Source organism: Variovorax sp. Soil_C_26, from assembly GCF_057657075.1.
The window spans coordinates 45,057-71,990 of record NZ_JBDGJC010000011.1; the positions used below are offsets into that span (position 1 = coordinate 45,057).

Here is a 26,934-nt window from a genome sequence, read left to right on the forward strand (position 1 = left end):
GCTACGGGTTCCCCCCGCTCGCATCGAGCGTGGCCGAAGCCAGCACGCGCACGCACAGGTCTTCGTAGGCGATGCCCGACGCACGCGCCGACATCGGCACCAGCGAATGGCTGGTCATGCCGGGCGAGGTGTTCATCTCGAGCAGGAAGGGCTTGCGGTCGCTCGCGCGGATCATCACGTCGGCGCGGCCCCAGCCGCGGCAGCCGAGCGTGCGGTAGGCTGCCAGCGTGATGCGCTGGATCTCGCGCTCTTCGGCTTCGGGCAGCCCGCTCGGGCAGTGGTACTTCACGTCGTCGGTGAAGTACTTGTTCTGGTAGTCGTAGGCGCCTTCGGGTGCGGCGATGCGCACCACCGGCAGTGCATGCGCATCGAGCCCGCTGCCGAGCACGGCGCAGGTCACTTCCTCGCCCTCGATGAATTCCTCGCACAGCACGTCGGCGTCGTAGCGGGCCGACAGCGCCACGGCGTCCTGCATCTGGGAATAGCCCTCGACCTTGGTCACGCCGATCGACGAGCCCTCGCGGGGCGGCTTCACGATGAGCGGCAACCCCAGCACGTCGGGCACCGCGCGAATCTGCTCGCGGCCCTGCTGGTCGAATGCGAGGCGCACGTACTTCGGCGTCGGCAGTCCGTCGGCCTGCCAGATGCGCTTGGTCATGACCTTGTCCATCGCCACGCTCGAGGCCATCACGCCGGAGCCGGTGTAGGGAATGCCGAGCAGCTCGAGCGCGCCCTGCACCGTGCCGTCCTCGCCGTGGCGGCCATGCAGCGCGATGAAGCAGCGCGCGAAGTTCTCGCGCCGGAGTTCGACCAGATCGCGCTCGGCGGGGTCGAACGCCTGCGCATCGACGCCGCGTGCGCGCAGCGCCTCGAGCACGCCCTGGCCCGACAGCAGCGAGATTTCGCGCTCGGCAGAACTGCCGCCGAACAGCACGGCCACCTTGCCGAATTGCGCTGGATCCTGAAGGCTCACGATGCCTCTCCCTCGCGCGCGGTGCGCGCTGTTGGCGGCGCCCCGGCCGCAGTTGCCATCTCGGCCACCTTGCCTGGCACGGCGCCGATCGAACCCGCGCCCATGCACAGCACCACGTCGCCGGCACGGGCGTTGTCGAGAATGGCCTGGGGCATGGCCACGATGTCGTCGACGAACACCGGCTCCACCTTGCCGGCCACGCGCAGCGCGCGCGCCAGCGAGCGGCCGTCGGCGGCCACGATCGGCGCCTCGCCCGCGGCGTACACCTCGCCGAGCAGGACCGCGTCGGCATTGCCGATGACCTTGACGAAATCCTCGAAGCAGTCGCGCGTTCGGGTGTAGCGGTGCGGCTGGAACGCCAGCACCAGCCGGCGCCCCGGGAATGCGCCGCGCGCGGCCGCCAGCGTGGCGGCCATCTCGACCGGATGGTGGCCGTAGTCGTCGATCAGCGTGAAGCTGCCGGCCGATGGCCCCTGCACGGCCAGGTCGCCATAGCTCTGGAAGCGGCGCCCCACGCCCTTGAAGCCCGAGAGGCCTCGCTGCACCGCTTCGTCGGGAATGCCGAGCTCGACCGCCACCGCGATCACCGAGAGTGCATTGCGCACGTTGTGCTCGCCCGGCAGGTTCAGCACGATGGGCAGGTCGGGCAGCGTGACGCCGTTGCGCCGCTGGGCCGTGAAGTGCATCTGGCCCCCGACCGCGCGTACGTCGACCGCGCGCACCTGCGCATCCTCGCCGAAGCCGTAGCTGGTGACCGGGCAGGTCACTTCGGCCACGATGTCGCGCACCGCGGGATCGTCGGTGCACAGGATCGCCACGCCGTAGAACGGCATGCGGTGCAGGAAGTCGACGAAGGCCTTCTTGAGGTTCGCGAAATCGTGCCCGTAGGTCTCCATGTGGTCGGCGTCGATGTTCGTGACCACTGCCATCACCGGCAGCAGGTTCAGGAACGAGGCGTCCGACTCGTCGGCTTCCACCACGATGTAGTCGCCGCTGCCGAGCTGTGCGTTGGCACCGGCGCTGTTGAGCCGACCGCCGATCACGAAAGTCGGGTCGAGCCCCGCGGCCTCGAGCACGCTCGCCACCAGGCTGGTCGTGGTCGTCTTGCCGTGCGTGCCGGCGATCGCGATGCCCTGCTTCAGGCGCATCAGCTCGGCGAGCATGAGCGCGCGCGGCACCACCGGAATGCGCTTCTCGCGCGCGGCCAGCACCTCGGGGTTGTCGGACTGCACCGCGGTCGAGGTCACCACCGCATCAGCGCCGTCGATGTGCGCGGCCGCGTGGCCAACGAAGGTGCCGATGCCCAGCCCCGCGAGCCGGCGCAGCGTGGCGCTGTCGGCGAGGTCGGAACCCGTGATCGTGTAGCCCAGGTTCAGCAGCACCTCGGCGATGCCGCTCATGCCCGAGCCGCCGATGCCGACGAAGTGGATGTGGCGAATGGCGTGCTTCATTTCGCGAGCTCCTCGCAGGCGCGGACCATCGCTTCGACGGCCTCGGTCTTTCGCATGCTCTTGGCTTTCTGGGCGCGATCGATCAGTTCGGTTCGTTGTGTCTTCTGTAGCAAGTCAGCCAGCAATTCAGGTGTGAGGTCGGTCTGCTGCACCAGCCAGCCGCCGCCCGCGTCGACGAGGAAACGCGCGTTGGTGGTCTGGTGGTCGTCGACCGCCGAGGGGAAAGGCACGAACAGCGCTGCTGCGCCGACGGCCGCGATTTCGGTGACCGTGCTGGCCCCGGCGCGCGCGACGATGATGTCGGCGTCGGCATAGGCCTGTGCGGTGTCTTCGATGAACGGCGTGAGTTCGCCTTCGACGCCGGCCGCGGCGTAGTTGGCGCGCAGTTCGTCGATCTGCTTGGCGCCGCTCTGGTGCAACACGCGCGGTCGCGTGCCGGGCTCGATGCGCGCGAGCGCCTTCGGCACGACCGCATTCAGCGCCTTGGCGCCGAGGCTGCCGCCGACCACCAGCAACTTCAGCGGGCCGCTGCGGCCTGCGAAGCGCGCGGCCGGCTCGGGCTGCGAGGTGAAGGCCCCGCGCAGCGGGTTGCCGATCCACTGCGCCTTCTTGAGCACGTCGGGAAAGGCCGTGAACACCCGGTCGGCCACGCCCGCCAGCACCTTGTTGGCAAGACCCGCGACCGAGTTCTGCTCGTGCAGCACCAGCGGCTTGTTGAGCAGCACGCCCATCATGCCGCCCGGAAAGGTGATGTAGCCGCCCAGGCCCACCACCACGTCGGGCTTCACGCGGCGCACCACGCCGAAGCTCTGCCAGAACGCACGCAGCAGCTTGAGCGGCAGCAGGAACAGCGTGAGCGGACCCTTGCCGCGCACACCGCCGAACTGCACCGGCTCGAAGACGAAGCCGCGCGGCGGCACCAGCCGTTCTTCCATGCTGCCCGGCGCGCCGAGCCAGTGCACGCGCCAGCCGCGCTCGCGCAGCGCCTCGGCCACCGCCAGCCCCGGGAAGATGTGGCCGCCGGTACCGCCGGCCATGACGAGTGCGGTGCGCGTCATACGCGGCCTCCGCGCATCAACGGCGCTGCCGCGCCGCAGCGCTTCGCGCTGACGCGGTTTTGGCGAAACCGCGTTCTCATACGCGGCCTCCGCGCATGAGAACGCGGTTTTCATAGTCGATCCGCAAGACGATCGCCAGCGCCGCCATGTTCATCAGGATCGCCGAGCCACCGAAGCTCATCAGCGGCAGGGTCAGGCCCTTGGTCGGCAGCGCGCCGAGGTTCACGCCCATGTTGATGAAGGCCTGGAAGCCGATCCACACGCCCACGCCCTGTGCCACGAGGCCCGAGAACACGCGGTCGAGCGCGATCGATTGGCGGCCGATGTGCATGATGCGGCGCGTGAGCCAGAGGAACAGGCCGATGATCAGCAGCACGCCGACCAGGCCGAACTCCTCGCCGATCACGGCGAGCAGGAAGTCGGTGTGCGCCTCGGGCAGCCAGTGCAGCTTCTCGACGCTGCCGCCCAGGCCCACGCCGAAGATCTCGCCGCGCCCGATGGCGATCAGCGAATGCGAGAGCTGGTAGCCCTTGCCCAGCGCGTGCTCTTCGCTCCATGGATCGAGGTAGGCGAAGATCCGTTCGCGGCGCCACGGGCTCGACGCGACGATAGTGCCGAAAGCCACGACCACGAGCGCCGCGATCAGGAAGAACATGCGCGCATTCACGCCGCCCAGGAACAGGATGCCCATCGCGATCACCGCGATCACCATGAAGGCGCCCATGTCCGGTTCGGCCATCACGAGCATGCCGACTACCACCACGGCGATGCCCATCGGCAGCACGGCGCGGAAGAAGCGCTCCTTGATCTCCATCTTGCGCACCATGTAGCTGGCGGCATAGAGCACCATGGCGAGCTTGGCGAGTTCGGAAGGCTGGAAACGCATGAAGCCCAGCGGCAGCCAGCGCCGCGCGCCGTTCACGTTGATCCCGATGTGCGGAATGAGCACCGCCACCAGCAGCAGCAGCGAGGCCACGAAGAGCCAGGGCGCAGCGCGCTCCCAGGTCTTCATCGGCACCTGGAAGGCCAGCAGCGCCGCGATGCACGCCAATGCAACCGAGGCCGCATGGCGCGTGAGGAAATACGCCGGGCCATAGCCCGCGCGCACGAAGCGCGGGTTGTCGGGCAGCGCGATGGACGCCGAATAGACCATCACCAGGCCCCAGGTGAGCAGCGCCACGATGACCCAGACCAGCGCCTGGTCGAAGCCCATCACGCGCACCGGCACCGCCTTGGTCTGCGCGATGCCCGCGCCGCCGAGGCGCACCGGCAGGTGCACCGGCAGCGAATCGATGCCGGTGCGCGCGCGGCGGAACCAGCCGCCGAAACGGCTGGTGCCTGCGTTGGGCGTGGCGCCGGCGGCGGGGGCGGTCATGCGGGGTCTCCAGCCGGAAAGCCGGCGTCGTCGTCGTTGGCCGGGGCGCCGTCGGCGAGTGCCTCGACGGCCTCACGGAACACCTCGGCACGGTGCGCGTAGTCGCGGAACATGTCGAAGCTCGCACAGGCCGGTGACAGCAGCACGGCGTCGCCGGGGTTGGCGCGCGCGGCGGCGAGCTTCACGGCCTCTTGCATCGAGCCGGCCTGCATCAGCGACACGCCGGTCGACGCCAGTGCCTCGGCGATCAGCGGCGCATCGCGGCCGATGAGCACCACGGCGCGCGCGTACCGGGCGACCGGGGCTGCGAGCGGCTCGAAGTCCTGCCCCTTGCCCTCGCCGCCGAGAATGGCCACCACGCGCCGCTCTTCGCCGAGGCCGCTCAGCGCAGCCACGGTGGCGCCAACGTTGGTGCCCTTGCTGTCGTCGAAGTACTCGACGTCGTCGACCAGCGCGATCGGCTCGACCCGGTGCGGCTCGCCGCGGTACTCGCGCAGGCCGTAGAGCATCGGTCCGAGCGGGCAACCCGCCGCACTCGCGAGCGCGAGCGCGGCGAGCGCATTCAGTGCGTTGTGGCGACCGCGGATGCGCAGCGCGTCGGCCGGCATCAGGCGCTGCACGAAGATTTCTTCCTCGACCACCGCGCCGCGCTTGCGCTTCTGCGTCTCGTCGGCCTCGAGCGCACGCACCAACCAGGTCATCCCGTTGAGCCGCTCGATGCCGTAGTCGCCGGGGCGCTGCGGCATTCCCGCGCCGAAGGTCACGTGCGTGCGCACCTGCGGGCGCTGCAGCTTCGCCTTCACGGGCGCGGGCAGCATCGCCATCACGCCTTCGTCGTCGCGGTTGAGGATCATCAGGCCCTTCGCGCCGAAGATGCGCGCCTTGGCGCCGGCATAGGCCTTCATGTCGCCATGCCAGTCGAGGTGGTCCTGCGTGAGGTTGAGCACCGTCGCCGCCGTGGGCTCGAAATCCTGCACGCCGTCGAGCTGGAAGCTCGAGAGCTCGAGCACCCACACGTCGGGCAGCGTCTCGGCATCGATGTGCGCGCTCAGCGTGTCGAGCAGCGTCGGGCCGATGTTGCCGGCCACGGCCACGGTCCGGCCCGCGCGCTCGACCAGTTGCCCAGTGAGCGCTGTGACGGTGGTCTTGCCGTTGGTGCCGGTGACCGCGAGCACCGCGGGCGTGTAGCCCTTGGGCGCAGGCGGCTCCTCGATGGGCACCAGCGGCAACTGCGGCGTCGGCTCTTCCTCGACCGCGGCCGATGCCGGGTTGGCGGCGGCGAATTCGGCGAGCTTCGCGACGAATTCGGCGGCTTCCTTGGCGGCTGTTGGCACGTAGGCCTTGCCGGTGGCCGGCGGCGGCGCAGTGGCAGCAGGAGGCGCCTCGGGCATCTCGGCCGCCGGTTGTTCGGGCGGTTCAGCGGGAATGCTCAGCGAGGGATCGCGCGGCATCGTCTCGGCGAGCGCGGGAACCGCCGTCTCGGGCTGTACCTCGGCGGGCGGTTCGGCGTCGGGTTCGGCTTCGGTCAGCGCGGCAGCCTCGGGCTGCTCGGGCGCGGCTTCCGGCGCTGCGGCCTCGAGTGCGATCTCGATCTGCGCCGCGGCCACTTCGGGCGGCACCTCGATCGGCGGCGCGCCATCGGCTTGCGGCTCCACCTCGGGCACGGCCAGCTCGATCGTGCGCAGGTCCTGCAGCGCGCGCGCGAACAGGTCGAGCTCGCCGCCGACGGCGAGGCCCACGGCCCTTGCGGCACCGAGCACCGGCGCGATGGTCGCGGGCGCCAGGCCCGGCGAGCGGTACACCGCGCGGATCGGCGTGCCGTCGATCAGTGCAGCCGAGAACGGCCCGCCGACGAAAGCCACATCGGGCAGTTCGGCCTTCAGCGCAGCGAGCGCCGGCGGCGCCTCGCGCGTATCGGCCACGGTCACGACGCCGCCGTGGCGCGCGCACCAGCGCGCCATCGCCAGCCCGGACGCGCCGAGGCCGAGGATCAGGACGGGGAGGTCTTTCAGGTGCCGCATCTGTCTATGTCTATGCTCAGCGCAGCTTCAGCGTGGAAAGGCCCACGAGGCACAGCAGCATCGTGATGATCCAGAACCGCACCACCACCTGCGTCTCGCGCCATCCGCTCTTCTCGAAGTGATGGTGCAGCGGCGCCATCTTGAGCACGCGGCGGCCTTCGCCGAAGCGCTTCTTGGTGTATTTGAAGTAGGCGACCTGCGCCATCACCGAGATCGCCTCGACCACGAAGATGCCGCCCATCACGAAGAACACGATCTCCTGGCGCACGATGACCGCGATGGTGCCGAGCGCGCCGCCGAGTGCCAGCGCGCCCACGTCGCCCATGAAGACCTGCGCCGGATGGGTGTTGAACCAGAGGAACGCGAGGCCCGCGCCCGCCATGGCCGAGCAGAACACCAGCAGCTCGCCCGAGCCCGGGATGCTCGGAAACAGCAGGTACTTCGAATAGACCGCGCTGCCGGTGACATAGGCGAACACGCCCAAGGCCGAGCCGACCATCACCACCGGCATGATTGCGAGCCCGTCGAGGCCGTCGGTCAGGTTGACCGCATTGCTCGCGCCCACGATCACCAGGTAGGTGAGGATCACGAAACCGATGCCGCCGAGGGGGTAGCTCACTTCCTTGAAGAAGGGCACGAGCAGGTTGATCTTGGGCGGAAAGTCGAGCGCGAAGCCCGACTGCACCCAGGCGAAGAACAGCTGCAGCACGCGCCAGTTGGAGCTTTCCGAAATGCTGAACAGCAGGTAGATGCCCGCGAACAGGCCGACCACCGACTGCCAGAAGTACTTCTCGCGCGAGCGCATGCCCTCGGGGTCCTTGCGCACCACCTTGCGCCAGTCGTCGACCCAGCCAATGGCGCCGAAGCCCATCGTGACCCACAGCACGATCCAGACGAAGCGGTTCGAGAGGTCGAACCACAGCAGCGTGGCGAAGGCAATCGCGAACAGCACCAGCACGCCGCCCATGGTGGGCGTGCCGCTCTTGGTGAGGTGCGTCTCCATGCCGTAGCCGCGCACCGGCTGGCCGATCTTGAGCGCGGTGAGGCGCCGGATCACGAAGGGGCCGGCCACCAGGCCGACCACCAACGCGGTCAGCGCCGCCATGAGCGCGCGGAACGTCAGGTACTGGAAGATGCGCAGGAACCCGAACTCGGGCGAGATCGTCTGCAGCCATTGGGCCAGGCTCATCAGCATGGGGTGTCGCCAGGTGCATGCGTCATGACCGGCCTCCTTGTGTCGTTGTTGTTGTCGTTGCGGGCGCCAGCGCAGCCGCTTGTTCAATGGTGCGGACCACGCGCTCCATCTTCATGAAGCGCGAGCCTTTCACGAGCACGCTCGCCACCTGTGGCAGGCGTGCGCGCACCGCGGCGTCGAGCGCAACGGCGTCGGCGAAGTGCCGGCCGGCATCGCCGTTGCCACCGAACGCCGCGATGCTGTGCGCGCTGTCGGCGCCGAGCGCATAGACGGCCTCGATGCCGCGCTGGCGCGCCCAGTCGCCCACCTCGGCATGGAACTCGGCCGCGCGGTCGCCGACCTCGCCCATGTCGCCGAGCACCAGCAGGCGCGGGCCGGGCAGCGCCGCGAGCACGTCGATCGCGGCGCGCACCGAGTCGGGGTTGGCGTTGTAGCTGTCGTCCACCAGCGTGAGCGAATGCCCGTCGGCCAGCACGACCGCGCAGGCGCGCGAGCGGCCTTTCACGGGATCGAAGGCCGACAGGCCCGCGGCGATGGCGTCGAGCGGCACGCCGCCCGCGAGCGCACAGGCGGTGGCCGCGAGCGCATTGACCACGTTGTGCCGGCCGGCGATCCGCAAGCGTGCGTCAAGTTCGCCGAGCGGCGTGCGGACGCGGACCTGCCAGGCGCCCTGGCGCCATTCGGCGGCCGCGAGCGAGACGTCGGCCTCCGGCGCTTCGCCGAAACACATGCAGCGGCGTGCCGCACCGTCGTGCGCCATGTCGGTCCAGAGACCCGAGAAGGGATCGGCATGCGGGAACACCGCGGTGCCGTCGGCGGGCAGCGCCGCGAACACGGCACCGTTCTCGCGCGCCACGGCCTCGACCGTGGCCATGAATTCGAGGTGCTCGCGCTGCGCGTTGTTGACCAGCGCGATCGTCGGGCGCGCCATGGCCGCGAGGCGCGCGATCTCGCCCGGATGGTTCATGCCGAGTTCGACCACCGCATGCTGGTGCGATGCGCGCAGGCGCAGCAACGTCAGGGGAACCCCGATCTCGTTGTTGAAGTTGCCCGCCGTCGCGAGCGCGCGCTCGCCGCGGAACGCGACCAGGATCGCGGCGATCATCTGCGTGACCGTGGTCTTGCCGTTGCTGCCGGTCACGGCGATGAGCGGCAGTTCGAACTGCGCCCGCCAGCGCGCCGCCAGGGCGCCCAGTGCAGCGAGCGTGTCGGGCACTTCGAGGCCGGCGAGGCCCGCGGCTTCGAGGCCGTGGTGCGCGATGGCGGCCACGGCGCCGCCGGCCTTGGCGTCGGCAAGAAAGTCGTTGGCGTCGAAGCGCTCGCCCTTGAGCGCCACGAACAGGTCGCCCGCGGCGAGGGTGCGGGTGTCGGTGTGCACGCGCGCCACCGTGGTGGCGCCGTCGCCGACGAGGCGCGCACCGGGCATCCATTGCTGTGCCTGCGCCAGCGTGAGCATCAGGGGCGTGGTTGCGCTCACTGGTGCGGCGCTCATCGTGCGGCTCCTCGCTGTGCGAGCGCGTCGAGCGCGTGGCTGCGGTCGGAGAACGGAATGCGCTGGCCGGCGATCTCCTGCCAGGCCTCGTGGCCCTTGCCGGCGAGCAGCACCACGTCGTGCGGCGCGGCCTCGGCGATGGCATCGGCGATCGCGGCCGCGCGGTCGGGCTGCACCCGGACCGCCTCGGGGCGCGACAGGCCGAGCAGCACCTGGCTGATGATCGCGTCGGGGCTTTCGCTGCGCGGGTTGTCGCTGGTCACGACGACGTGGTCGGCCTGGCGCTCGGCCACGGCCGCCATCATCGGCCGCTTGACGGCATCGCGGTCGCCGCCGCAGCCGAACACGCACCAGAGCGCGCCGCCGCGCTGCTGTGCGAGCGGGCGCAGGCCGGCGAGCGCCTTGTCGAGGGCGTCGGGCGTGTGGGCGTAGTCGACCACCGCGAGCGGTGCATGGCCGCCGTCGAAGCGCACGCGCTCCATGCGGCCCGGCACGCTCGTGAGGCCGGCGCAGGCAGCCACCGCCTGCGCGAGCGAGAGGCCCAGCGCGCGCAGCGTGCCGAGCACGCCCAGCAGGTTGGCTACGTTGTACTGGCCGATCAGGCCGGTCGCCAGGTGTTCGACGCCGTCGCTGCCCTGCTCGACCACCGAGAACTCGAGGCCCTGTGCGCCGTGCGCGACGTCGCGCGCCATCAGCCGTGCCGGCTTGCCCGCGGCCGAGACGGTCCACACGTCGAGCGCGCCGATGCCGCCGTCGATCAGGTTCGCGCACAGGCTTGCGCCGTGCACGTCGTCGATGTTGACGACCGCGGCACGCAGGCCCGGCCAACGGAACAACTCGGCCTTGGCCTCCCAGTAGGCTTCCATGCTGCCGTGGTAGTCGAGATGGTCCTGGGTGAAATTGGTGAACACCGCCACCGCAATGCGCAGGCCGTCGAGGCGCCGCTCGGCAATGCCGATCGACGAGGCCTCGATGGCGCAGGCGCCGAAACCGCGGTCGACCAGCGCGCGGAGTTCGCGCTGCAGCATCACCGGATCGGGCGTGGTGAGCCCGGTGTAGACGACAGCCGGCGGCACGCCGATGCCGAGCGTGCCCATGACCGCGCAGGGCGACGGCACCGCGCGCTCGAGCGTGCCGTCGAGCCGCGGTGCGCGCACGCCGCCGGGCACGCCCAGCGTGCCCAGCGCTTCGGCCAGCCACCATGCGGTCGAGGTCTTGCCGTTGGTGCCGGTCACCGCCAGCACCTCGAGTGCGGCCGAGGGGTTGTCGTGGAAGGCCGCGGCAATCGGGCCGGTGGCCGCCTTGAGCCCCGGGTAGCTCGCGATGCGGTCGCCGAACCCGCCTTCGTCGAAACCGAAGGCTTCCACGCCCTCGTGCTCGACGAGGCAGGCCACCGCGCCCTGTGCAAGCGCTGCCGCCACGTGCCTGCGCCCATCGGTGGCCGCACCGGGCCAGGCGATGAAACCGTCGCCTGCGCCCACCGGTCGGCTGTCGGCATGCAGCGCACCCTGCACGCGCTGCTTGAGCCATTGCGCGGCGATGAGGGGGGATGTGAATGTCAGCATGCTCAGAAGCTCTCGGCGACGCCTTCGGTCACCACCAGCGGTTTGACCGCGAGGTCGGGCGGAACGTTCATCATGCGCAGCGTCTGCTGCACGACTTCGCTGAAGACGGGCGCGGCAGCCAGGCCGCCGTAGTACTGGCCGTCGCTCGGCTCGTCGATCATCACGCCGACGATGATGCGCGGCTTGTCGATCGGCGCCATGCCGGTGAACCACGCCCGGTACTTGTTGCTCGCATAGCCCTTGCCGACCTGCTTGTGCGCGGTGCCCGACTTGCCGCCGACCGAATAGCCGACGGTCTGCGCGCGCGTGCCGGTGCCGCCCGGGCCGGTGGCCATCTGCAGCATCTTGCGAACCGCCTGCGCATTCGCCGCCGAGAACACCCGCACGCCGACGGGCGGCTCGGAATTCTTCAGGATGGTGACCGGGATGATGGCGCCGTCGTGCGCGAACGCGGTGTACGAATGCGTCATTTGAAACAGCGACGCCGACAGGCCGTAGCCATAAGCCATGGTCGCCTGCTCGACCGGCTTCCAGGTCTTCCAGGGCCGCAGCCGCCCGCTCACCGCGCCCGGGAACCGAATCTGCGGTTTCTGCCCGTAGCCGAGTGCGGTGTAGGTGTCCCACATCTCGTGGGGTGTCATCTTCTGCGCGATCTTGAGCGCGCCCACGTTGCTCGATTTCTGGATCACGCCCTCGACGGTGAGCGTGCCGTAGTTGTGCGTGTCCCTGATGGTGAAACCACCGAGCTGGTAGCGGCCGGGGCCGGTATCGATCAACGTCGAAGGCTTGACGCGGCCCGCCTCCAGCGCCATGGCGACCGTGATCGGCTTCATCGTCGAGCCGGGCTCGAAGGTGTCGGTGAGCGCGCGGTTGCGCAGCTGCTCGCCCGAAAGGTTCTGGCGCTTGTCGGGCACGTAGCTCGGATAGTTGGCCAGGGCCAGCACTTCGCCCGTGACGGCGTCCAGCACCACCACGCTGCCGGCCTTGGCCTTGCGCGCGGTCACCGCGTCGCGCAGCTTCTGGTAGGCGAAGAACTGGACCTTGCTGTCCACGCTGAGCTGGATGTCCTTGCCGTCGACCGGCGGCACCTGCTCGCCCACGCCCTCGACCACGCGGCCCAGGCGGTCCTTGATGACGCGGCGCGAGCCGGCCTTGCCGCCGAGCTCCTTGTTGAAGGCCAGCTCGATGCCTTCCTGGCCGTTGTCTTCCACGTTGGTGAAGCCCACCACGTGTGCCGCGGCCTCGCCCTCGGGATATTCGCGCTTGTACTCCTTGCGCTGGTAGAGCCCCTTGATGTCGAGCGCGGCGATCTGCTTGGCGATCGGCTCGTCGACCTGGCGCTTGACCCAGACGAAGGTCTTGTCCTCGTCCTCGAGCTTCTTGTCGAAGTCCTTCTGCGACATCTCGAGCAGCTTGGCCACCTGGCGGAGCTTGGCACGCACTTCGGGGTCGTCGCGTTCGATGTCTTCCGGAATGGCCCAGACGCTCGGCGCCACCACGCTCGACGCGAGGATCAGGCCATTGCGGTCGAGGATGCGGCCGCGGTTGGCCGGCAGCTCGAGCGTGCGGACGAAGCGGACCTCGCCCTGGCGCTGGAAGAAGCTGTTGTTGAACACCTGCACGTACGCGGCCCGGCCCGCGAGCACGAGGAAGCCGAACGCGATGCTCGCGACGATGAACTTGCTGCGCCAGACCGGCGTCTTGCTCGCGAGCAAGGGGCTGGTGGTGTAGCGGACGCTGCGGCGGCTCATCGGCCGTTCCTCGCGCCCGGGCGGGGCTCGGGCGGCGGCGCCACCACGGCCGGGATCACCGTGCCGTCGGGCCGCACGTACTGCGTGATGGCCGGCGTGGTGGTGCGCATCTGGAGCTGCTCCTTGGCGAGCTTCTCCACGCGCAGCGGCGTGGCCTGCGCACGCTTCTCCACCTGCAGGCGGTCATGGTCGAGCTCGAGCCGCCGCGCCTCCTGCTGGGCCCGGTGGAGCTCGGTGTAGAGCTGGCGCGACTGGTACTGCGTGTGCACGAGGAACAGCGCCGAGGCGACCACGGCGAGCAGCAGGAGCAGGTTGAGGCGGGCCATGTCAGTGCCCGCCCGGCCGCCCGAAGGGCACTGAGCGCCCCCTTGGGGGGCAGCGATACGCGAAGCGATGAGCGTGGGGGCGCGTCATGGGAGCTCGGTGCGTTCGGCCACGCGCAGGATCGCGCTGCGCGAGCGCGGGTTGCCGCTCACCTCTTCGGCCGAGGGCTTGATGCGCTCGAGCGCGCGCAGCTTCATCGCCCGGGGTGCGGCAAACGGCGCACGGCGGTCGTAGACCTCCTTCGAATGCCGCGCGATGAACTGCTTCACGATGCGGTCTTCGAGCGAATGGAAGCTGATCACCGCGAGCCGGCCACCGGGCTGCAGCACCGAGAGGCTCGCCTCTAGCGCCTGTTGCAGCTCTTCAAGCTCGGCGTTGATGAAAATCCGAAAAGCCTGAAATGTGCGCGTTGCAGGGTTCTGGCCCTGCTCGCGGGTTTTGACCGTGCCAGCCACGAGCTCGGCCAGTTCGGTGGTGGTTGAAATTGCGCCCCGTTCTTGTCGGCGAGCAACAATCGCCTTTGCAATCTGAACAGCAAACCGTTCTTCGCCATAGTCACGGATCACCTCTGCAATCTGCTGAAGTTCGGCCGTTGCCAGCCATTCGGCCACGCTCTCGCCGCGCGTGGTGTCCATGCGCATGTCGAGCGGGCCGTCGAAACGAAAACTGAAGCCGCGCACCGGGTTGTCGATTTGCGGCGAACTCACGCCCAGGTCCATCAGCACACCCGCGATGCTGGCCTCGGGCAATTCGCCCAGCGCGCGGAATCCCTGGTGGCGGATGGAAAAACGCGCATCGGAGATGCGCGCTGCTTCGGCCACCGCTTCTGCATCCTTGTCGAATGCGATCAGCCTGCCTTCCGGCGCGAGCCGCGCGAGGATCGCGCGCGCATGCCCTCCGCGCCCGAAGGTCGCATCCACGTAGGTGCCTGTGGCCGCAGCGGCCCCTGAAAGAAGGGCTTGCACCGCTTCGTCCAGCAAGACGGTCGTATGGGTCCATGGCGTGTTCACGGGAGCCCTCAGAACGCGAAGTCCTGGAACACATCGGGCATATCGCCCTGGGTGGCCTCGGCCTCCTTGGCCTCGTACGTGGCCTTGTCCCAGAGCTCGAAGTGGTTGCCCATGCCCAGCAGCAGCGTCTCGCGCGTGATGCCGGTGGCCGCGCGCAGTTCAGGCGAGACGAGGATGCGGCCGGTGCCGTCCATCTCGACGTCCATCGCGTTGCCGAGGAAGACGCGCTTCCACCACTGCGCCGACATCGGCAGCGCGGCGATGCGCTCGCGGAAATTCTCCCATTCGGGACGGGGGAACACCATGAGGCAGCCGTGCGGGTGCTTGGTGATCGTGAGCTGGCCGTTCGCCGTGGCGCTCAGGACGTCACGATGCCGGGTCGGCACGGAGAGCCGCCCCTTGGCATCCAGACTGAGCGATGAAGCGCCTTGAAACACGACCGAGAACCCCTGTTTGGGAGCACCGTGGCACCTGGAAGAGGCACCACCCGCACTTTTTCCCACTTAACTGCACTTTTTTGCACTGTAGCAGGAAACACTTCAGGCGCAACGGGCGGCCGAGGCTTTTTTTGTAATGGAATCAACGACTTAGCACCGTTTTCCAAACAGGGAAACCGGTGAATTTCGTTGAAAATTAAGCACTTAGCTCACGCAGTGAATGTGATGCGTGAAGCGCGGCCCCGTTACAGGGGCCGCGAGGCGGCTTCAGAGAATGAAGCGGGAAAGATCTTCGTCTTGGCTCAGCGCAGCCAGGCGCTGGTCGACATAGGCGGCATCGATGTGGATCGTCTGACCTTCGATGCGGGCCGCGTCGAAGCTTACCTCATCCAGCAGCCGCTCCATCACGGTCGAAAGGCGGCGCGCGCCGATGTTCTCGGTGCGCTCGTTGACCTCGAAAGCGATGGTCGCGAGCCGGGTCACGCCTTCGGTCGTGAAGTCGAGCGTCACGCCTTCGGTCGCGAGCAGCGCCTGGTACTGCTTCACGAGCGAGGCGCGGGTCTGCGTGAGGATGCTCTCGAAATCGGCCACCGAAAGCGACTGCAGTTCCACGCGGATCGGGAAGCGCCCCTGCAGTTCGGGGATCAGGTCGCTCGGCTTGCTCAGGTGGAACGCGCCGCTCGCGATGAACAGCATGTGATCGGTGCGCACCACGCCGTACTTGGTGGTTACGGCCGTGCCTTCGACCAGCGGCAGCAGGTCGCGCTGCACGCCCTGGCGCGACACGTCGGAGCCCTGCGCCTCGCTGCGCGTGGCGACCTTGTCGATCTCGTCGATGAAGACAATGCCGTTCTGCTCGGCGTTGGTGATGGCCTGCGCGCGGATCTCGTCCTCGTTGACGAGCTTGGCGGCCTCCTCGTCGATCAGCAGGCGCATCGCCTCGGCGATCTTGAGCTTGCGCGTCTTGCGCTTGCCGCCCCCGAGCTGGCCGAACATGCCGCGCAGCTGCTCGGTCATTTCCTCCATGCCCGCCGGGCCCATGATCTCGAGCGGCGCGCGCGCCTCGGCCAGGTCGATCTCGATCTCCTTGTCGTCGAGCTGGTGCTCGCGCAGCTTCTTGCGGAAGGCCTGGCGCGTGGGGTTCGGGCCCTCCAGCTGCGGCGTGGCACCGTCGGCGCCGCGCGCGGGCGGCAGCAGCACGTCGAGGATGCGCTCCTCGGCCGCGTCCTCGGCGCGCGCGCGCACCTTGGCGCTCTCGGCTTCGCGCGTCTGTTTTACTGCGATCTCGGCCAGGTCGCGGATGATCGAGTCGACGTCCTTGCCGACATAGCCCACCTCGGTGAACTTGGTGGCCTCCACCTTGATGAAGGGCGCATCCGCGAGACGCGCGAGGCGGCGTGCGATCTCGGTCTTGCCCACGCCGGTGGGGCCGATCATGAGGATGTTCTTGGGCGTGATCTCCACGCGCAGCTTCTCCTCGACCTGCTGGCGGCGCCAGCGGTTGCGCAGCGCAATCGCGACGGCGCGCTTGGCCGCCGGCTGGCCGACGATGTGGTTGTCGAGCTCGGAGACGATTTCCTGGGGCGTCATGGACATGGTCAGAGCGCTTCCACCGTGTGGTTCATGTTCGTGTAAATGCAGATTTCGCCGGCGATCTCCAGCGATTTCTTAACAATTTGCTCTGCCGTGAGCTCGGTGTTCTCGATCAGCGCCTTGGCGGCCGACTGCGCGAACGCGCCGCCTGAGCCGATGGCGATCACGCCGTCCTGCGGCTCCAGCACGTCGCCGTTGCCGGTGATGATCAGCGAGGTGGTGGCGTCGGCGACGGCCAGCATGGCCTCGAGCTTGCGCAGCACGCGGTCGGTGCGCCAGTCTTTGGTGAGCTCGACCGCGGCGCGCGTCAGGTGTCCCTGGTGCTTCTCGAGCTTGGCCTCGAAGCGCTCGAAGAGCGTGAAGGCGTCGGCCGTGGCGCCGGCAAAGCCCGCGAGCACCTTGCCGTGGTAGAGCCGCCGCACTTTGCGCGCGGTGCCCTTGATGACGATGTTGCCGAGTGTGACCTGCCCGTCCCCGCCAATGGCGACCTGGTCGCCCTGGGGAGTCTTGCGGCGCACGCTCACGATGGTGGTGCCGTGAAACTGTTCCATCGAAGCCATCTGGGGACGCGGCCGACCAATGCAAGCCCCGCACCGCTTCAGGCCCGGAACTCAGTTTTTGCGGATGGCGACGGTGGCGTGGTCGGCGATCCCGACCAGGTCGAACAGGCCCGCGACGAGCCGGTGGGCGTCCACGAACTGGACCCGCTCGCCGCGTGCATCGCGCGCCCGCACCCAGGCCAGCAGCGTGCCGGCCGCGCTCAGGTCCATGCGCAGCAGGGCGGCGCACGAGATCGTGGGCGCGGTGCTGCCGTGCAGTTCCGCATCGAGCCGCTGGAGGCTCGAATGCGCCTCGCCGCGCAGGTCGCCGGCCAGCGCCGCAAAGCCGCTGTCGGTCGACGGAAAGCTCTCGGATTCGCCGCTGGAAAGCAGCGACCACACCGAACTCGGCGACGTCACGGCCGGCGGGGCCAGCAGCACGCAGGTGCCCTTCGGGTCTTGCCACGCCGGTGGCGAGACTTCATAGGTGATGCAGTAGTTGAGCGCCACCAGCTCGAAGTCGTCGGGCATGTTCATCATGCGCAGCGCGGCCATGTGCAGTTGCCACCAGAGGTCAGACGTCCGGCGCTCGTTGCCGGGTGCGGCCTCGGCGAGCACGGCCTGCAGCTTCGCCGCACCGACGAAACGCAGCTGCACCGGCGAATCGGCCCAGTGATTGAACAGCACGCGCAGTGGCGCGGCGGCATCGGCCTCGATGGCGCTCAACGCCCGCCAGTCGAGCGTCCAGACCGCACCGGCCTGCGACAAGGCCCGCGTGAGCTGCATCAGCCCTTCACGCGCCAGGCGCGCCGGGCAGACCCAGTCGGCGCCCGCGGGCGCCAGTTCGGCAAACTCGCTCGCGGCCACGGCCCTGACGTTGCGCGCCAGTTCGTCGAGCGGCACCCAGTCGGGGCCCATGCGCTTCATGCGCTGCGCGTAGCGCATGCGGGCCGCGGCAAAGCGCGCGGCCTCGCCGGTGGCACGGTACAGGTCGAACAGCGCCCGCCAGCGCGCATCGTCGCGCTCGAATGCCGCCTGGGCATGGCTGCCGTCGCCCGCGGCGCTGTCGGCGGACAGCGCCTGCAGCAGGATGGCTTCGGCGCCCGCGTCGTCGCCGTGCGAGAAGCGAATCACGGCCTCCTCGAGCGCGTCGTCGTGCGCCGGCAGCGCGGACGGCGGCGGTGCCACGACCGGGGGCAAGGCAACAGGCGCAGCCTCGGGCGGCGGCGCAGGCACCGTGGGCGCGAGCAGCCTCGCCAGCTCGGCCGGATCCTGCGGCGGCGGCAGGGTCTCGGCGCCGCCGTCGGGCGGCGGATTGACCAGCACCTCGCCATTGGGGCCGCGGCCCTTCCACCACTGCTGCGACATCTGCTCTTCGATCTCGTCGATCTTCTTGAGCGTGAGCGCGCGCCCCTCGGACTTCTCCGTGGTGGTGCTGTTGATGTTGAAGGACGACGGCGTGACCGTGCCTTCGAAGGCATGGGCGGCCGCTTCGCGCTGGCGCAGCTTGCGCAGCATGTCGAACTCGCGCCGGCGCACGAAGTCGTTGCGCTGGCGCCGCTCGATCATCTCCTTGAGCATTTCGCGGCTGTAGGCCGCATCGGGCAGCGTGGAATCGGCCGCGGCGGTCGAGTCCAGTTCCGACCAGTCCTTGAGCGGGTTGCGGACGAACTTCGCCACCTTCGAGAAAAGGCGGCCCGACTCTTCCTTTGGCATCGGCGGGCGTTCCGGGGCGAGCAGCTTGCTGCTCAGTCCCCGAACATCTTCTGCTTGAGTTCGCGGCGCTGCTGCGCCTCGAGAGACAGCGTGGCCGTCGGCCGCGCCAGCAGCCGACCGACGCCGATGGGCTCGCCGGTCTCGTCGCAATAGCCGTAGTCGCCGGCGTCGATGCGCTGGATCGACTGCTCGATCTTCTTGAGCAGCTTGCGCTCGCGGTCGCGCGTGCGCAGTTCGAGCGCATGCTCTTCCTCGATCGTCGCGCGGTCGGCCGGGTCGGGCACAACCACCGTGTCTTCACGCAGGTGCTCGGTGGTCTCGCCTGCGTTCTCGAGGATGCCGCGCTTGAGCTCGACCAGCTTCAGGCGGAAGAACGCCATCTGCTTGTCGTTCATGTACTCGGCGTCGGGCATCGCGATCACTTCGGCGTCGGTCAGTTCGGCGGCCGTCTTGGTCTTCCAGTTGTTCGCGAGCTTCGGGTCTTTCTTGACGGACACGGGCGGCGGCGGCACCAGCGCGGTCGATGGCGCCTGGGAGAAAGAGGACTTGGCCGCGGTGGAAGCCACCGATTGCGGCATGGAGGGCACGGTGAGCTGCGACAGCCGGGACACGCGGCCACCCTTGGCGGGTGCGGGTGCTGCGGCCTGGGTGGGCATCGAAGGAGTCGCCGTGGCGGACGAGGAAGCGGAGGCGGCGGCCGTTTTTTTCATGGGGATCGAAGAGGCAGAAGGAGCGGCAGCAGAGCGGCCGACGGTTTTGGATGGCGATGGTTCCGCGGCCCGGGTCTTTGCCGCGCTCTTGGCGGGGGCGGGACTCGCGGACTTGGCAGACTTCTTTGCAACGGTGGCGGCTTCGGCCGCTGGCGTTGCTCGCTTCTTGGGAGCGCTTTCCGGTTTGGTGGCTGGAGCTTTCGCAGCGGAAGAAACCTTCTTTGCCGCAGGTACAGCCGCCTTGGCAGCCACCGCTTTCTTGACGGCGGGCTTGGTTGCTGGCGTGGCCTTGGCGGCGGGATTCTTCACGGTGACTGGCTCCTTGAACGAACTGGAACGCGCTTTCACTGGGTGCTCTCCCGAGGGGAGCGGCTGCGGCCTTTCATTCAGGCCGCGTGGGCTCCGTCGTCGGAGTGCCCGCAGTGACGAACCCCGGGGTTATACCCCCTAAAGCCCGCCGTCAACCTGCGGCGCCCCGTACCGGCCGCCACGATTCGTCGATCGGACGAAGGCGGCTCCCGGAGCAGGCGCGCGATTGTATAGAGAACTAGAACGGAAGTGGGATATGCACGTCCGCTCGCTCCGGTAGCATCCGCGGCGTTGCCGGAGGGGCAACAAAGACCGCCAACCACAAAAAAGGTCGGGGCGGTCGACCCGTCATTCCTACAAAAGAGAAGCCATCTTGAGCAAAAAAGCAGTTCTGGGCATGCTGGCTGCCGCCATCGCCCTCGCCTACGGAGGAACCACCTGGTGGGCCGGTTCGACGATCAGGTCGCGCTACGACGCCGCCCTGGACGAACTGCCGAAGCAGACCGCGCTGTTCCGCGTGGTCGATCGCAGCTACGAGCGCGGTTTCCTGGGCGCCGTGAGCACCGTCACGCTCGAGATCGGCTGCGCCGCCGATGCCGCGGCGCAAGTGCCCGCGGTGGCCGCTGCCGAGCCGGCCGACGAGGAGGCCGCAGAAGATGCCGGCCCGATGCCCCTCAAGGCGATGCGCATCACCTTTCGCGACACCATCCGCCATGGCCCGCTGGCCGGTGGCACGCTGGCGGCCGCGACCATCGACAGCGAACTGGTGTTCGATGTGAAGGGCCAGGCCCAGGCCGAGAAGATCTTCGGCAAGGCCAAGCCGCTGACGGCGCACACCCGCGTCGCGTTCGATGGCGCCTACACCAGCGACCTGACCGTGGCGCCCGTCACGCTGAACGAGCAAGGCAAGGCCAGCGTCGCCTGGCAGGGCGCGCAAGCGCGCATCGAGGTGAACGGCGCGCGCACCCATGTGCGCTACGAACTCGCGATGCCGGGCATGGACGTGGTCGATGCCCGCACCGGCGCGACCCTCAAGATGGGCAGGCTGACCGGCAAGGCCGACATGGACCCGAGCGCGGGCTGGATGCTCGCCACCGGCAAGACCGAGGGCCGCCTCGAACGCCTCGAGTTCGCCGCGCCCAAGGGCCTCGGCGCGGCCGGCAAGGCGCTGCCGGCCGTGTTGCTGCAGGACATCGCGCTCGCCGGCGAAGCCACCCTCCAGGACGGCCTCTACGCCTCGAACGGCAGCCTCAAGGGCACCGGCCAGGTCGGCGACACGAAGATCACCGGCTTCGAGATGGCGAGCGGCGCGCGCCGCATCCACGCCGCGGGCTACAGGAAACTGGCCGACGCCTGGATGCAGTCGGCCGCCGTCAACGGCTGCGGCAAGGGCGGCGCCAAGGCTTCGCAGGCTGCGATGAAGGCGCTCGTCGACCAGCTGGGCCCGGACCTCAAGGCCATGGCCCGGCACGGGCCCGAATTCGGGCTCGACACACTGCGCGTCGAGATCGACGGCCAGCGCGGCGAACTCAGCTATTCGGTGGGCCTCGCCGGCGTCACCGACGAAGACCTTGCGGCACCAGGCCAGATGCTGCTGATGAAGCGCGGCGTGCTCAAGGCCAGTGCGCGGCTGCCCATGCAGTGGATCGAGCAGGTGGCCGCCACCGGCGCCGGAAGCGGCCAGATGCCGCCGCCCGAGCTGGTGGCCGGGCTGGTCGCACAGGGCGAGGAAAAGGGCTTCGTTCAGCGCGACGGCGCCGACGTCACGGGCCGCATCGAGTTCAGCGAAGGCAGCCTGAAGCTCAACGGCAAGCCGATGGGCACCCGCCCGGGGAACTGAGCCCCGTCACACGAGGCACTGCTCGAGACCCTGCTCGAGGATCTCGCGCGGCAGCTCGATGCCGATGAACACCATGCGGCTCTGGCGCGCCTCGTCCTTGCCCCATTCGGGGCCGAGATCGCTGCCCATCAGCTGGTGCACGCCCTGGAAGATCACCTTGCGCTCGGTGCCCTTCATGTGCAGCACGCCCTTGTAGCGCAGCATGCGCGGGCCGTAGATGTTGACGATGGCGCCCAGGAAGTCCTCGAGCCGGGCCGGATCGAAGGCCCGGTCGGACCTGTAGACGAAGCTCTTCACGTCGTCGTCCACATGGTGGTGATGGCCGTGCCCCTCGTGCTTGTGCGAGGGATGGTCGCAGTGCTCGCCATGGGCGTGGTCGTGATCGTGGTGGTCGTGGTCGTGCTCGTCGGCGCTGAGGAAATCGGGGTCGATGTCGAGCTTGGCGTTCAGGTTGAAGCCGCGCAGGTCGAACACGTCGGCCAGCGGCACCTCGCCGAAATGCACCTTCTTCTGCGGCGCGCGCGGGTTCATGTGCTTCAGGCGGTGGATCAGCGCATCGGTTTCCTCGGCGCTCACGAGGTCGCTCTTGCTGATGAAGATCTGGTCGGCAAAGCCGACCTGGCGCCGCGCTTCCTGGCGGTCGTTGAGCTGCTGCGGCGCATGCTTGGCATCGACCAGCGTCAGAATCGAGTCGAGCAGGTAGCTCTCGGCGATCTCGTCGTCCATGAAGAAGGTCTGCGCCACCGGTCCGGGGTCGGCAAGGCCCGTGGTCTCGATCACCACGCGGTCGAAGTCGAGCAGGCCCTTGCGCTTCTTGGCGGCCAGCAGCTGCAGCGCCTCGCGCAGGTCTTCGCGGATCGTGCAGCAGACGCAGCCGTTGCTCATCTGAATGATCTGCTCTTTCGATTCGGTCACCAGGATGTCGCTGTCGATGTTCTCCTCGCCGAACTCGTTCTCGATGACCGCGATCTTCTGGCCGTGGGCTTCGGTCAGGATGCGCTTGAGCAGCGTGGTCTTGCCCGAGCCGAGGAAGCCGGTGAGGATGGTGGCGGGAATGAGGGCCATGGTGTGCTCCGAAAGCGGGAAAAAACGGGGAAGGAAGGACTGGCCGGCAGTTTAGCCAATGCCACTCAGTTGCGCTTTCTCACCACCACCAGCCCCTTGAGGTACTCGCCTTCAGGGAATTCGATGGTCATCGGGTGGTCGGGCGCCGCGCCGAGCCGCTCGCTGATGTAGCCATCGACTTGCGCATCGATGCCGGCGGAAGCCACGATCTTGTGGAACAGATCGGCACTGATGCCGCCCGAACAAGAAAACGTGAGCAGCACGCCGCCCGGTTCGAGCAGCTTGAGCGCGAGCCGGTTGATGTCCTTGTAGGCGCGCGCTGCGCGTTCGGCATGGGCGACCGTGGGTGCGAACTTGGGCGGATCGAGCACGATGGCGTCGAAGCTGCGCCCCTGTTCGATGAACTCGCGCAGCGCCTTGTTCACGTCGGCGTCGAGGAACTCGGCCTTCAGCCCCGGCGCTTCGCCATCGTCGCCGAAGCCGTTGAGTGCCAGGTGCGCCCGCGCGCGCTCGAGCGCCGGCAGCGACGAGTCGACCGACACCAGTTCGGCACCGTCGAGCGCGCCGGCCGCGCGCAGCCCCGCGAGCGCCGCCACCGTGAAGCCGCCGGTGTAGCAAAAGCAGTTGAGCACGCGCCGGAAGCGCCGCTGCTGCGCGAGTTCGGCAAAACGCTGCCGGCTGTCGCGCTGGTCGAGGTAGAAGCCGGTCTTGTGGCCGGTTGCGATGTCGAGCGACAGCGTCCAGCCATGCTCACGGATCGTGAGTTCGGTGCCGCCCTCCCCGCGCAGCCAGCCCGTGACGGGCTTCAGGCCCTCGCGTTCGCGGCCGCTGGCGTCGGAGCGTTCGTAGAGCTTCGAGAGGCCGGTCGCCGCGAGCAGCGCGTCGGCCAGTGCCGCTTTCCAGCGCTCGACCCCGGCCGAGAGGAACTGCGCGACCAGCGTGTCGCCGTAGCGGTCGACGATCAGGCCCGGCAGGCCATCTGCCTCGCCGTGCACCAGCCGCACGCCGTCGCTCTGCAGGTCGAAGAGCCCGCGTGCGGCCACCGCGCGTGCGCACACCGACGCCAGGAAGGCCGCATCGATGCGCTGCGTTTCCACGAAGCTCCAGGCCCGCGCGCGGATCTTCGACACCGGGCTGAACGCTGCCCACGCCAGGAAGGCGCCCTCGTGCGATTCGACGCGCACCGTCTCGCCCGCGTCGGCACCGCCGCGCGCAATCGCCGATTCGAAGATCCAGGGATGGCGGCGCTGCAGCGAGCGTTCCTTGCCGGGTTTGAGGCGCAGGGTTTTCATGGTTTTTTCTTGTTGTCGCCTTTGTCGTCCCTGGCCCGGGCCCGCGGATGCGCCGCGTCGTAGGCCTTGGCCAGGTGCTGGAAATCCAGCCGCGTGTAGATCTGGGTGGTCGAGATGTTGGCGTGGCCCAGCAGTTCCTGCACGGCGCGCAGGTCGCTGCTCGACTGGAGCACATGGCTTGCGAACGAATGCCGCAGCATGTGCGGATGCACCGGCGCCGCGAGCCCCGCCTTCAGGCTGCGCTGGCGCAGCAGCTTCCACACGGCCTGCGAGGACATGCGCGCCCCACGGCTGTTGATGAAGAGCGCCGCGGCACTGTCCGGATCGCGCTGCGCCGAAGCCCCGAGCGCCGGGCAGTCGCCGCGCACCGCGAGCCATTCGCCGACCGCCTCGGCCGCCTTGGCGCCGATCGGCACCAGCCGCCGCTTGCCGCCCTTGCCGAGCACATTGGCTTCGCGCGATTCGAGATCGATCCAGCCACGCGCGGTGGCACTCGCCCGTGCGTCGAGGCCCGTCAGCTCGCTCACGCGCAGGCCGCAGCCGTAGAGCACCTCGACGATGGCGCTGTCGCGCGCCTCGGTCCACGGATCAGCCTCGGCGTCGTAGAGCTCGGCGAGCTGCACCGCATCGTCGACCCCCAGCGCCTTGGGCAGCGGCCGCGCGGCCTTGGGTGCATGCACGTCCTTGACCGGGTTGAAACCCACCAGCCCTTCGTTGCCGAGCCAGCGGTAGAAGCTGCGCCAGCACGAGAGCACCAGCGCGATGCCGCGCGGCTCGCGCCCCGATCCGTGCAGCTGCGCCATCCAGCGCCGCACGTGCGCGGTCTGCACCCGGTCGAGGGCGAGGCCGGCTTCGGCGGCGTTGGCCTTCAGCGCCTGCAGGTGAATGGCGTACAGCTCGACGGTGCGCGCCGCCAGCCGGCGCTCCACGCGCACATGTTCGAGGTACTTCTCGATCCAGCGCGTTGCGGCGCTTTCGGGTACGTCGGCAAGGTCAGTGGAGGTAGCCATGGAGTGCATTGTTCACGACCGCCAGCGGCTCGCGCAACGCGCCCTTGAAAAGCATGCCCCAGCGCTGCCAGCAGCGCGTGCGCGCCGCCGCGTACTGCACGTCGAATTCGCGGTCGAAGCCGCTCGCGCGCACCAGCCGCTCGGCGCGCCAGAGGTGGTACGGCTCCGACACCACGATCACGCTGCGCACGCCCGCGTCCCGCAGCAGCGGACGAGAGAGCGCAAGGTTCAGCCGCGTCGAGGTCGAGGCCGGCTCCAGCAGCACCGGCCCGGCATGGCCCTGGGCCTGGGCATGCTGCGCCATCACTTCGGCCTCGACGCGCCCGTCTTCCTTGTCGATGCCGCCCGAGAACACCAGTTGCCGCACCCGGCCCTCGCGCGCGAGCGCGACGGCGGCATCGACGCGGCCGGTGAGGCAGGGATTGGGCTTGCCGCGCAGGTAGGCGCGGTTGCCGAGCACGAGCGCGGCATCGGCCGTTTGCGCGGGCGGATGGTCGAGCGCCACGGCGGCGCGCCGCCAGATGGCGCCCGCGATCGCCAGGTAGGCCAGCAATCCGGCAAGCAGCGCGGCGGCCAGCACCGCCCGTGCGGCCCGCCAGGACCGCCGCCGGCCGCTCAAGGCCGCAGCCGCGACAGCGCGCCCGAGGCCAGCTGGGCGATGCGCTCGAGGAAGTCGGTGCCCATCTCGGCATTGAAGCGCTGGGCGTCGGGCGAGGCCAGCACCAGCAGCCCGAAGGCCGGCGACTCGGCGTCCGCCCGCAGCGGGATCAGCGCGATCGAGGCCGCCCCGGCCGGCTCGGGCAGCCAGTTGGCGGCCTCGAAACCCGAGTTGAGCCCGCAATAGGGCGAGGTGAGCGAGGTGGCGAGCGCCTTCACGTCGTCGCTCACCCACTGCGCATAGGCTTCGTTGAGGTAGTCGGCACCGCAGTCCCACATCTTGATGGCGGTCTGCGGCACCAGGAACAGCGACTGCAGGTCGACTGCGATGCGGTAGGGCAGGCTGCGCGGCTCTCGCGTGGTCAGGAGGCCGGTGGTCCAGCGCTGCAGCCGGTCGGCGATCACCACGTTCTCGGTGCCGTGGCGCACCATGTCCATCAGCCGATGCTCGAGCGCCTTGATCTTCTCGCGCAGCATCTCGGCCTGGCGTTCCTGCAGGCTCACCGCGCGGTTGCCGTGCGGGCTGGTGAGTTGCACCTGCGCCAGCAGCTGCGCATGCCGCTCGAAGAAGTCGGGCGTGTTCGCCAGGTAGTTCGCGATGTCGTCTTCGGTGATCGGGTTCATGGCGTCGATGTTGTTGTTCGGGGGAGGTGTCATGAGAGGTCGGGCACGTCGATGTCGCCCTCGAAGACGGTGGTGGCCGGCCCGGTCATGAGGACCGGCTGGCCCTCGCCGTGCCATTCGATGGTGAGGATGCCGCCGTGCGTCTGCACGTCGACGCGGGCGTCGAGCCGTCCGAGCCTGATGCCCGCCACCACGGCCGCGCAGGCCCCGGTGCCGCAGGCCAGCGTCTCGCCGGCGCCGCGCTCGAACACGCGCAGCCTGATGTGCGTGCGGTCGAGCACCTGCATGAAGCCGGCATTCACGCGCTGCGGAAAGCGCGGATGGTGCTCGATCTGCGGCCCTTGCACGGCGACGGGTGCGGTGTCGACGTCGTCGACCAGTTGCACCGCATGCGGGTTGCCCATCGACAGCACCGCGACCGGGACAATGGCGCTGTCGGCATGGGTGCCGAGCGCCAGGTGCCAGGTATGCCAGCCGCCGTCGGGCTGCGCATCGAGGCCGGCGATATCGAAGGGCACGCGCTCGGGCTCGAACACCGGCGCGCCCATGTCGACCGTGACGCGGCCGTCGGCACCCATGCGCGGCGCAATCACGCCGGCCAGCGTCTGCACGCGGACCTCGTCCTTGTCGGTGAGCTGGTGTTCGCGCACGAAGCGCATGAAGCAGCGCGCGCCATTGCCGCACTGCTCCACCTCGCCGCCGTCGGCGTTGTGGATCACGTACTGGAAGTCGATGCCCTCGGCGCCCTGCGGCGGCGGGCGTACCGTCAGGATCTGGTCGGCGCCCACGCCGAAATGGCGGTCGGCCAGAAAGCGGTACTGCGCGGCGCTGAGGCCCAGCGTGCCGCGCGTCTCGTCGAGCACGACGAAATCGTTGCCGGCCCCCTGCATCTTGGTAAAGCGGATTCGCATGGGCGGATTATCGCCA

General features: G+C 69.0%; 23 protein-coding genes. 1 reads left to right on the forward strand and 22 read right to left on the reverse strand.

The window, feature by feature from the left end:
* Position 1: 1 nt before the first annotated feature.
* The 16 genes from AC3A6G_RS23715 to dksA form a co-directional block, all read right to left on the reverse strand.
* Positions 2–973, reverse strand: coding sequence for a D-alanine--D-alanine ligase (locus AC3A6G_RS23715; RefSeq protein WP_487861702.1), 972 nt, complete (start codon positions 971–973; stop codon positions 2–4).
* Complete coding sequence (murC, locus tag AC3A6G_RS23720) at positions 970–2,424, reverse strand: UDP-N-acetylmuramate--L-alanine ligase (RefSeq protein ID WP_487874746.1); 1,455 nt, start codon at positions 2,422–2,424, stop codon at positions 970–972. The genes AC3A6G_RS23715 and murC overlap by 4 nt, the downstream gene beginning before the upstream one ends.
* On the reverse strand, positions 2,421–3,482 hold the full coding sequence (gene murG, locus AC3A6G_RS23725; RefSeq protein ID WP_487861704.1) for an undecaprenyldiphospho-muramoylpentapeptide beta-N-acetylglucosaminyltransferase: 1,062 nt from the start codon (positions 3,480–3,482) through the stop codon (positions 2,421–2,423). Before murG ends, murC begins: the two co-directional genes overlap by 4 nt.
* A 76-nt stretch (positions 3,483–3,558) precedes the next feature.
* Complete coding sequence (ftsW, locus tag AC3A6G_RS23730) at positions 3,559–4,857, reverse strand: putative lipid II flippase FtsW (RefSeq protein ID WP_487865726.1); 1,299 nt, start codon at positions 4,855–4,857, stop codon at positions 3,559–3,561.
* Positions 4,854–6,878: a UDP-N-acetylmuramoyl-L-alanine--D-glutamate ligase gene (gene murD / locus AC3A6G_RS23735; protein WP_487874747.1), complete on the reverse strand. Its 2,025-nt coding sequence runs from the start codon at positions 6,876–6,878 to the stop codon at positions 4,854–4,856. The genes ftsW and murD overlap by 4 nt, the downstream gene beginning before the upstream one ends.
* A 16-nt stretch (positions 6,879–6,894) precedes the next feature.
* A complete protein-coding gene (gene mraY / locus AC3A6G_RS23740) occupies positions 6,895–8,073 on the reverse strand; it encodes a phospho-N-acetylmuramoyl-pentapeptide-transferase (RefSeq protein ID WP_487861707.1) in 1,179 nt (392 codons plus the stop codon).
* 22 nt (positions 8,074–8,095) lie between these two features.
* Complete coding sequence (locus tag AC3A6G_RS23745) at positions 8,096–9,565, reverse strand: UDP-N-acetylmuramoyl-tripeptide--D-alanyl-D-alanine ligase (protein ID WP_487874748.1); 1,470 nt, start codon at positions 9,563–9,565, stop codon at positions 8,096–8,098.
* A complete protein-coding gene (locus AC3A6G_RS23750) occupies positions 9,562–11,130 on the reverse strand; it encodes a UDP-N-acetylmuramoyl-L-alanyl-D-glutamate--2,6-diaminopimelate ligase (RefSeq protein WP_487874749.1) in 1,569 nt (522 codons plus the stop codon). The genes AC3A6G_RS23745 and AC3A6G_RS23750 overlap by 4 nt, the downstream gene beginning before the upstream one ends.
* Positions 11,131–11,132: 2 nt before the next feature.
* Entirely contained in the window at positions 11,133–12,881 is a 1,749-nt protein-coding gene (locus AC3A6G_RS23755) for a peptidoglycan D,D-transpeptidase FtsI family protein (RefSeq protein ID WP_487874750.1), read from the reverse strand.
* Positions 12,878–13,207 carry a cell division protein FtsL gene (gene ftsL, locus AC3A6G_RS23760; protein ID WP_487874751.1) on the reverse strand — a complete coding sequence of 110 codons (330 nt, stop codon included), beginning with the start codon at positions 13,205–13,207 and terminating at the stop codon, positions 12,878–12,880. The genes AC3A6G_RS23755 and ftsL overlap by 4 nt, the downstream gene beginning before the upstream one ends.
* Positions 13,208–13,291: 84 nt before the next feature.
* On the reverse strand, positions 13,292–14,215 hold the full coding sequence (gene rsmH / locus AC3A6G_RS23765; protein ID WP_487865730.1) for a 16S rRNA (cytosine(1402)-N(4))-methyltransferase RsmH: 924 nt from the start codon (positions 14,213–14,215) through the stop codon (positions 13,292–13,294).
* Positions 14,216–14,223: 8 nt separating this feature from the next.
* Positions 14,224–14,652: a division/cell wall cluster transcriptional repressor MraZ gene (gene mraZ, locus AC3A6G_RS23770; protein WP_487874752.1), complete on the reverse strand. Its 429-nt coding sequence runs from the start codon at positions 14,650–14,652 to the stop codon at positions 14,224–14,226.
* Positions 14,653–14,919: 267 nt separating this feature from the next.
* The gene (gene hslU, locus AC3A6G_RS23775) at positions 14,920–16,248 is read right to left on the reverse strand and encodes an ATP-dependent protease ATPase subunit HslU (protein WP_487861713.1); all 1,329 of its coding nucleotides are present in this window, start codon (positions 16,246–16,248) and stop codon (positions 14,920–14,922) included.
* Positions 16,249–16,250: 2 nt separating this feature from the next.
* Positions 16,251–16,796, reverse strand: a complete 546-nt coding sequence (gene hslV / locus AC3A6G_RS23780) for an ATP-dependent protease subunit HslV (RefSeq protein ID WP_487861714.1) — start codon at positions 16,794–16,796, stop codon at positions 16,251–16,253.
* 60 nt (positions 16,797–16,856) lie between these two features.
* The gene (locus AC3A6G_RS23785) at positions 16,857–18,500 is read right to left on the reverse strand and encodes an STAS domain-containing protein (protein ID WP_487861715.1); all 1,644 of its coding nucleotides are present in this window, start codon (positions 18,498–18,500) and stop codon (positions 16,857–16,859) included.
* Between the two features lie 32 nt (positions 18,501–18,532).
* Entirely contained in the window at positions 18,533–19,462 is a 930-nt protein-coding gene (gene dksA / locus AC3A6G_RS23790) for an RNA polymerase-binding protein DksA (protein ID WP_487861890.1), read from the reverse strand.
* Positions 19,463–19,892: 430 nt separating this feature from the next.
* On the opposite strand from dksA, the gene AC3A6G_RS23795 reads away from it, so the two are divergent.
* Entirely contained in the window at positions 19,893–21,359 is a 1,467-nt protein-coding gene (locus tag AC3A6G_RS23795; RefSeq protein WP_487874753.1) for a YdgA family protein, read from the forward strand.
* Between the two features lie 6 nt (positions 21,360–21,365).
* Here AC3A6G_RS23795 and AC3A6G_RS23800 read toward each other — a convergent pair whose 3' ends face one another.
* From AC3A6G_RS23800 to dapF, 6 genes are all read right to left on the reverse strand, one after another.
* Complete coding sequence (locus AC3A6G_RS23800) at positions 21,366–22,424, reverse strand: CobW family GTP-binding protein (RefSeq protein WP_487861717.1); 1,059 nt, start codon at positions 22,422–22,424, stop codon at positions 21,366–21,368.
* A gap of 65 nt (positions 22,425–22,489) precedes the next feature.
* Positions 22,490–23,716: a class I SAM-dependent rRNA methyltransferase gene (locus tag AC3A6G_RS23805; RefSeq protein WP_487874754.1), complete on the reverse strand. Its 1,227-nt coding sequence runs from the start codon at positions 23,714–23,716 to the stop codon at positions 22,490–22,492.
* The gene (locus AC3A6G_RS23810; RefSeq protein ID WP_487874755.1) at positions 23,713–24,726 is read right to left on the reverse strand and encodes a tyrosine recombinase XerC; all 1,014 of its coding nucleotides are present in this window, start codon (positions 24,724–24,726) and stop codon (positions 23,713–23,715) included. The genes AC3A6G_RS23805 and AC3A6G_RS23810 overlap by 4 nt, the downstream gene beginning before the upstream one ends.
* Positions 24,710–25,306: a YdcF family protein gene (locus AC3A6G_RS23815; protein ID WP_487874756.1), complete on the reverse strand. Its 597-nt coding sequence runs from the start codon at positions 25,304–25,306 to the stop codon at positions 24,710–24,712. The genes AC3A6G_RS23810 and AC3A6G_RS23815 overlap by 17 nt, the downstream gene beginning before the upstream one ends.
* Positions 25,307–25,341: 35 nt before the next feature.
* Positions 25,342–26,040 carry a DUF484 family protein gene (locus tag AC3A6G_RS23820; protein ID WP_487874757.1) on the reverse strand — a complete coding sequence of 233 codons (699 nt, stop codon included), beginning with the start codon at positions 26,038–26,040 and terminating at the stop codon, positions 25,342–25,344.
* The gene (gene dapF / locus AC3A6G_RS23825) at positions 26,037–26,918 is read right to left on the reverse strand and encodes a diaminopimelate epimerase (RefSeq protein ID WP_487874758.1); all 882 of its coding nucleotides are present in this window, start codon (positions 26,916–26,918) and stop codon (positions 26,037–26,039) included. The genes AC3A6G_RS23820 and dapF overlap by 4 nt, the downstream gene beginning before the upstream one ends.
* Positions 26,919–26,934 lie beyond the last annotated feature (16 nt).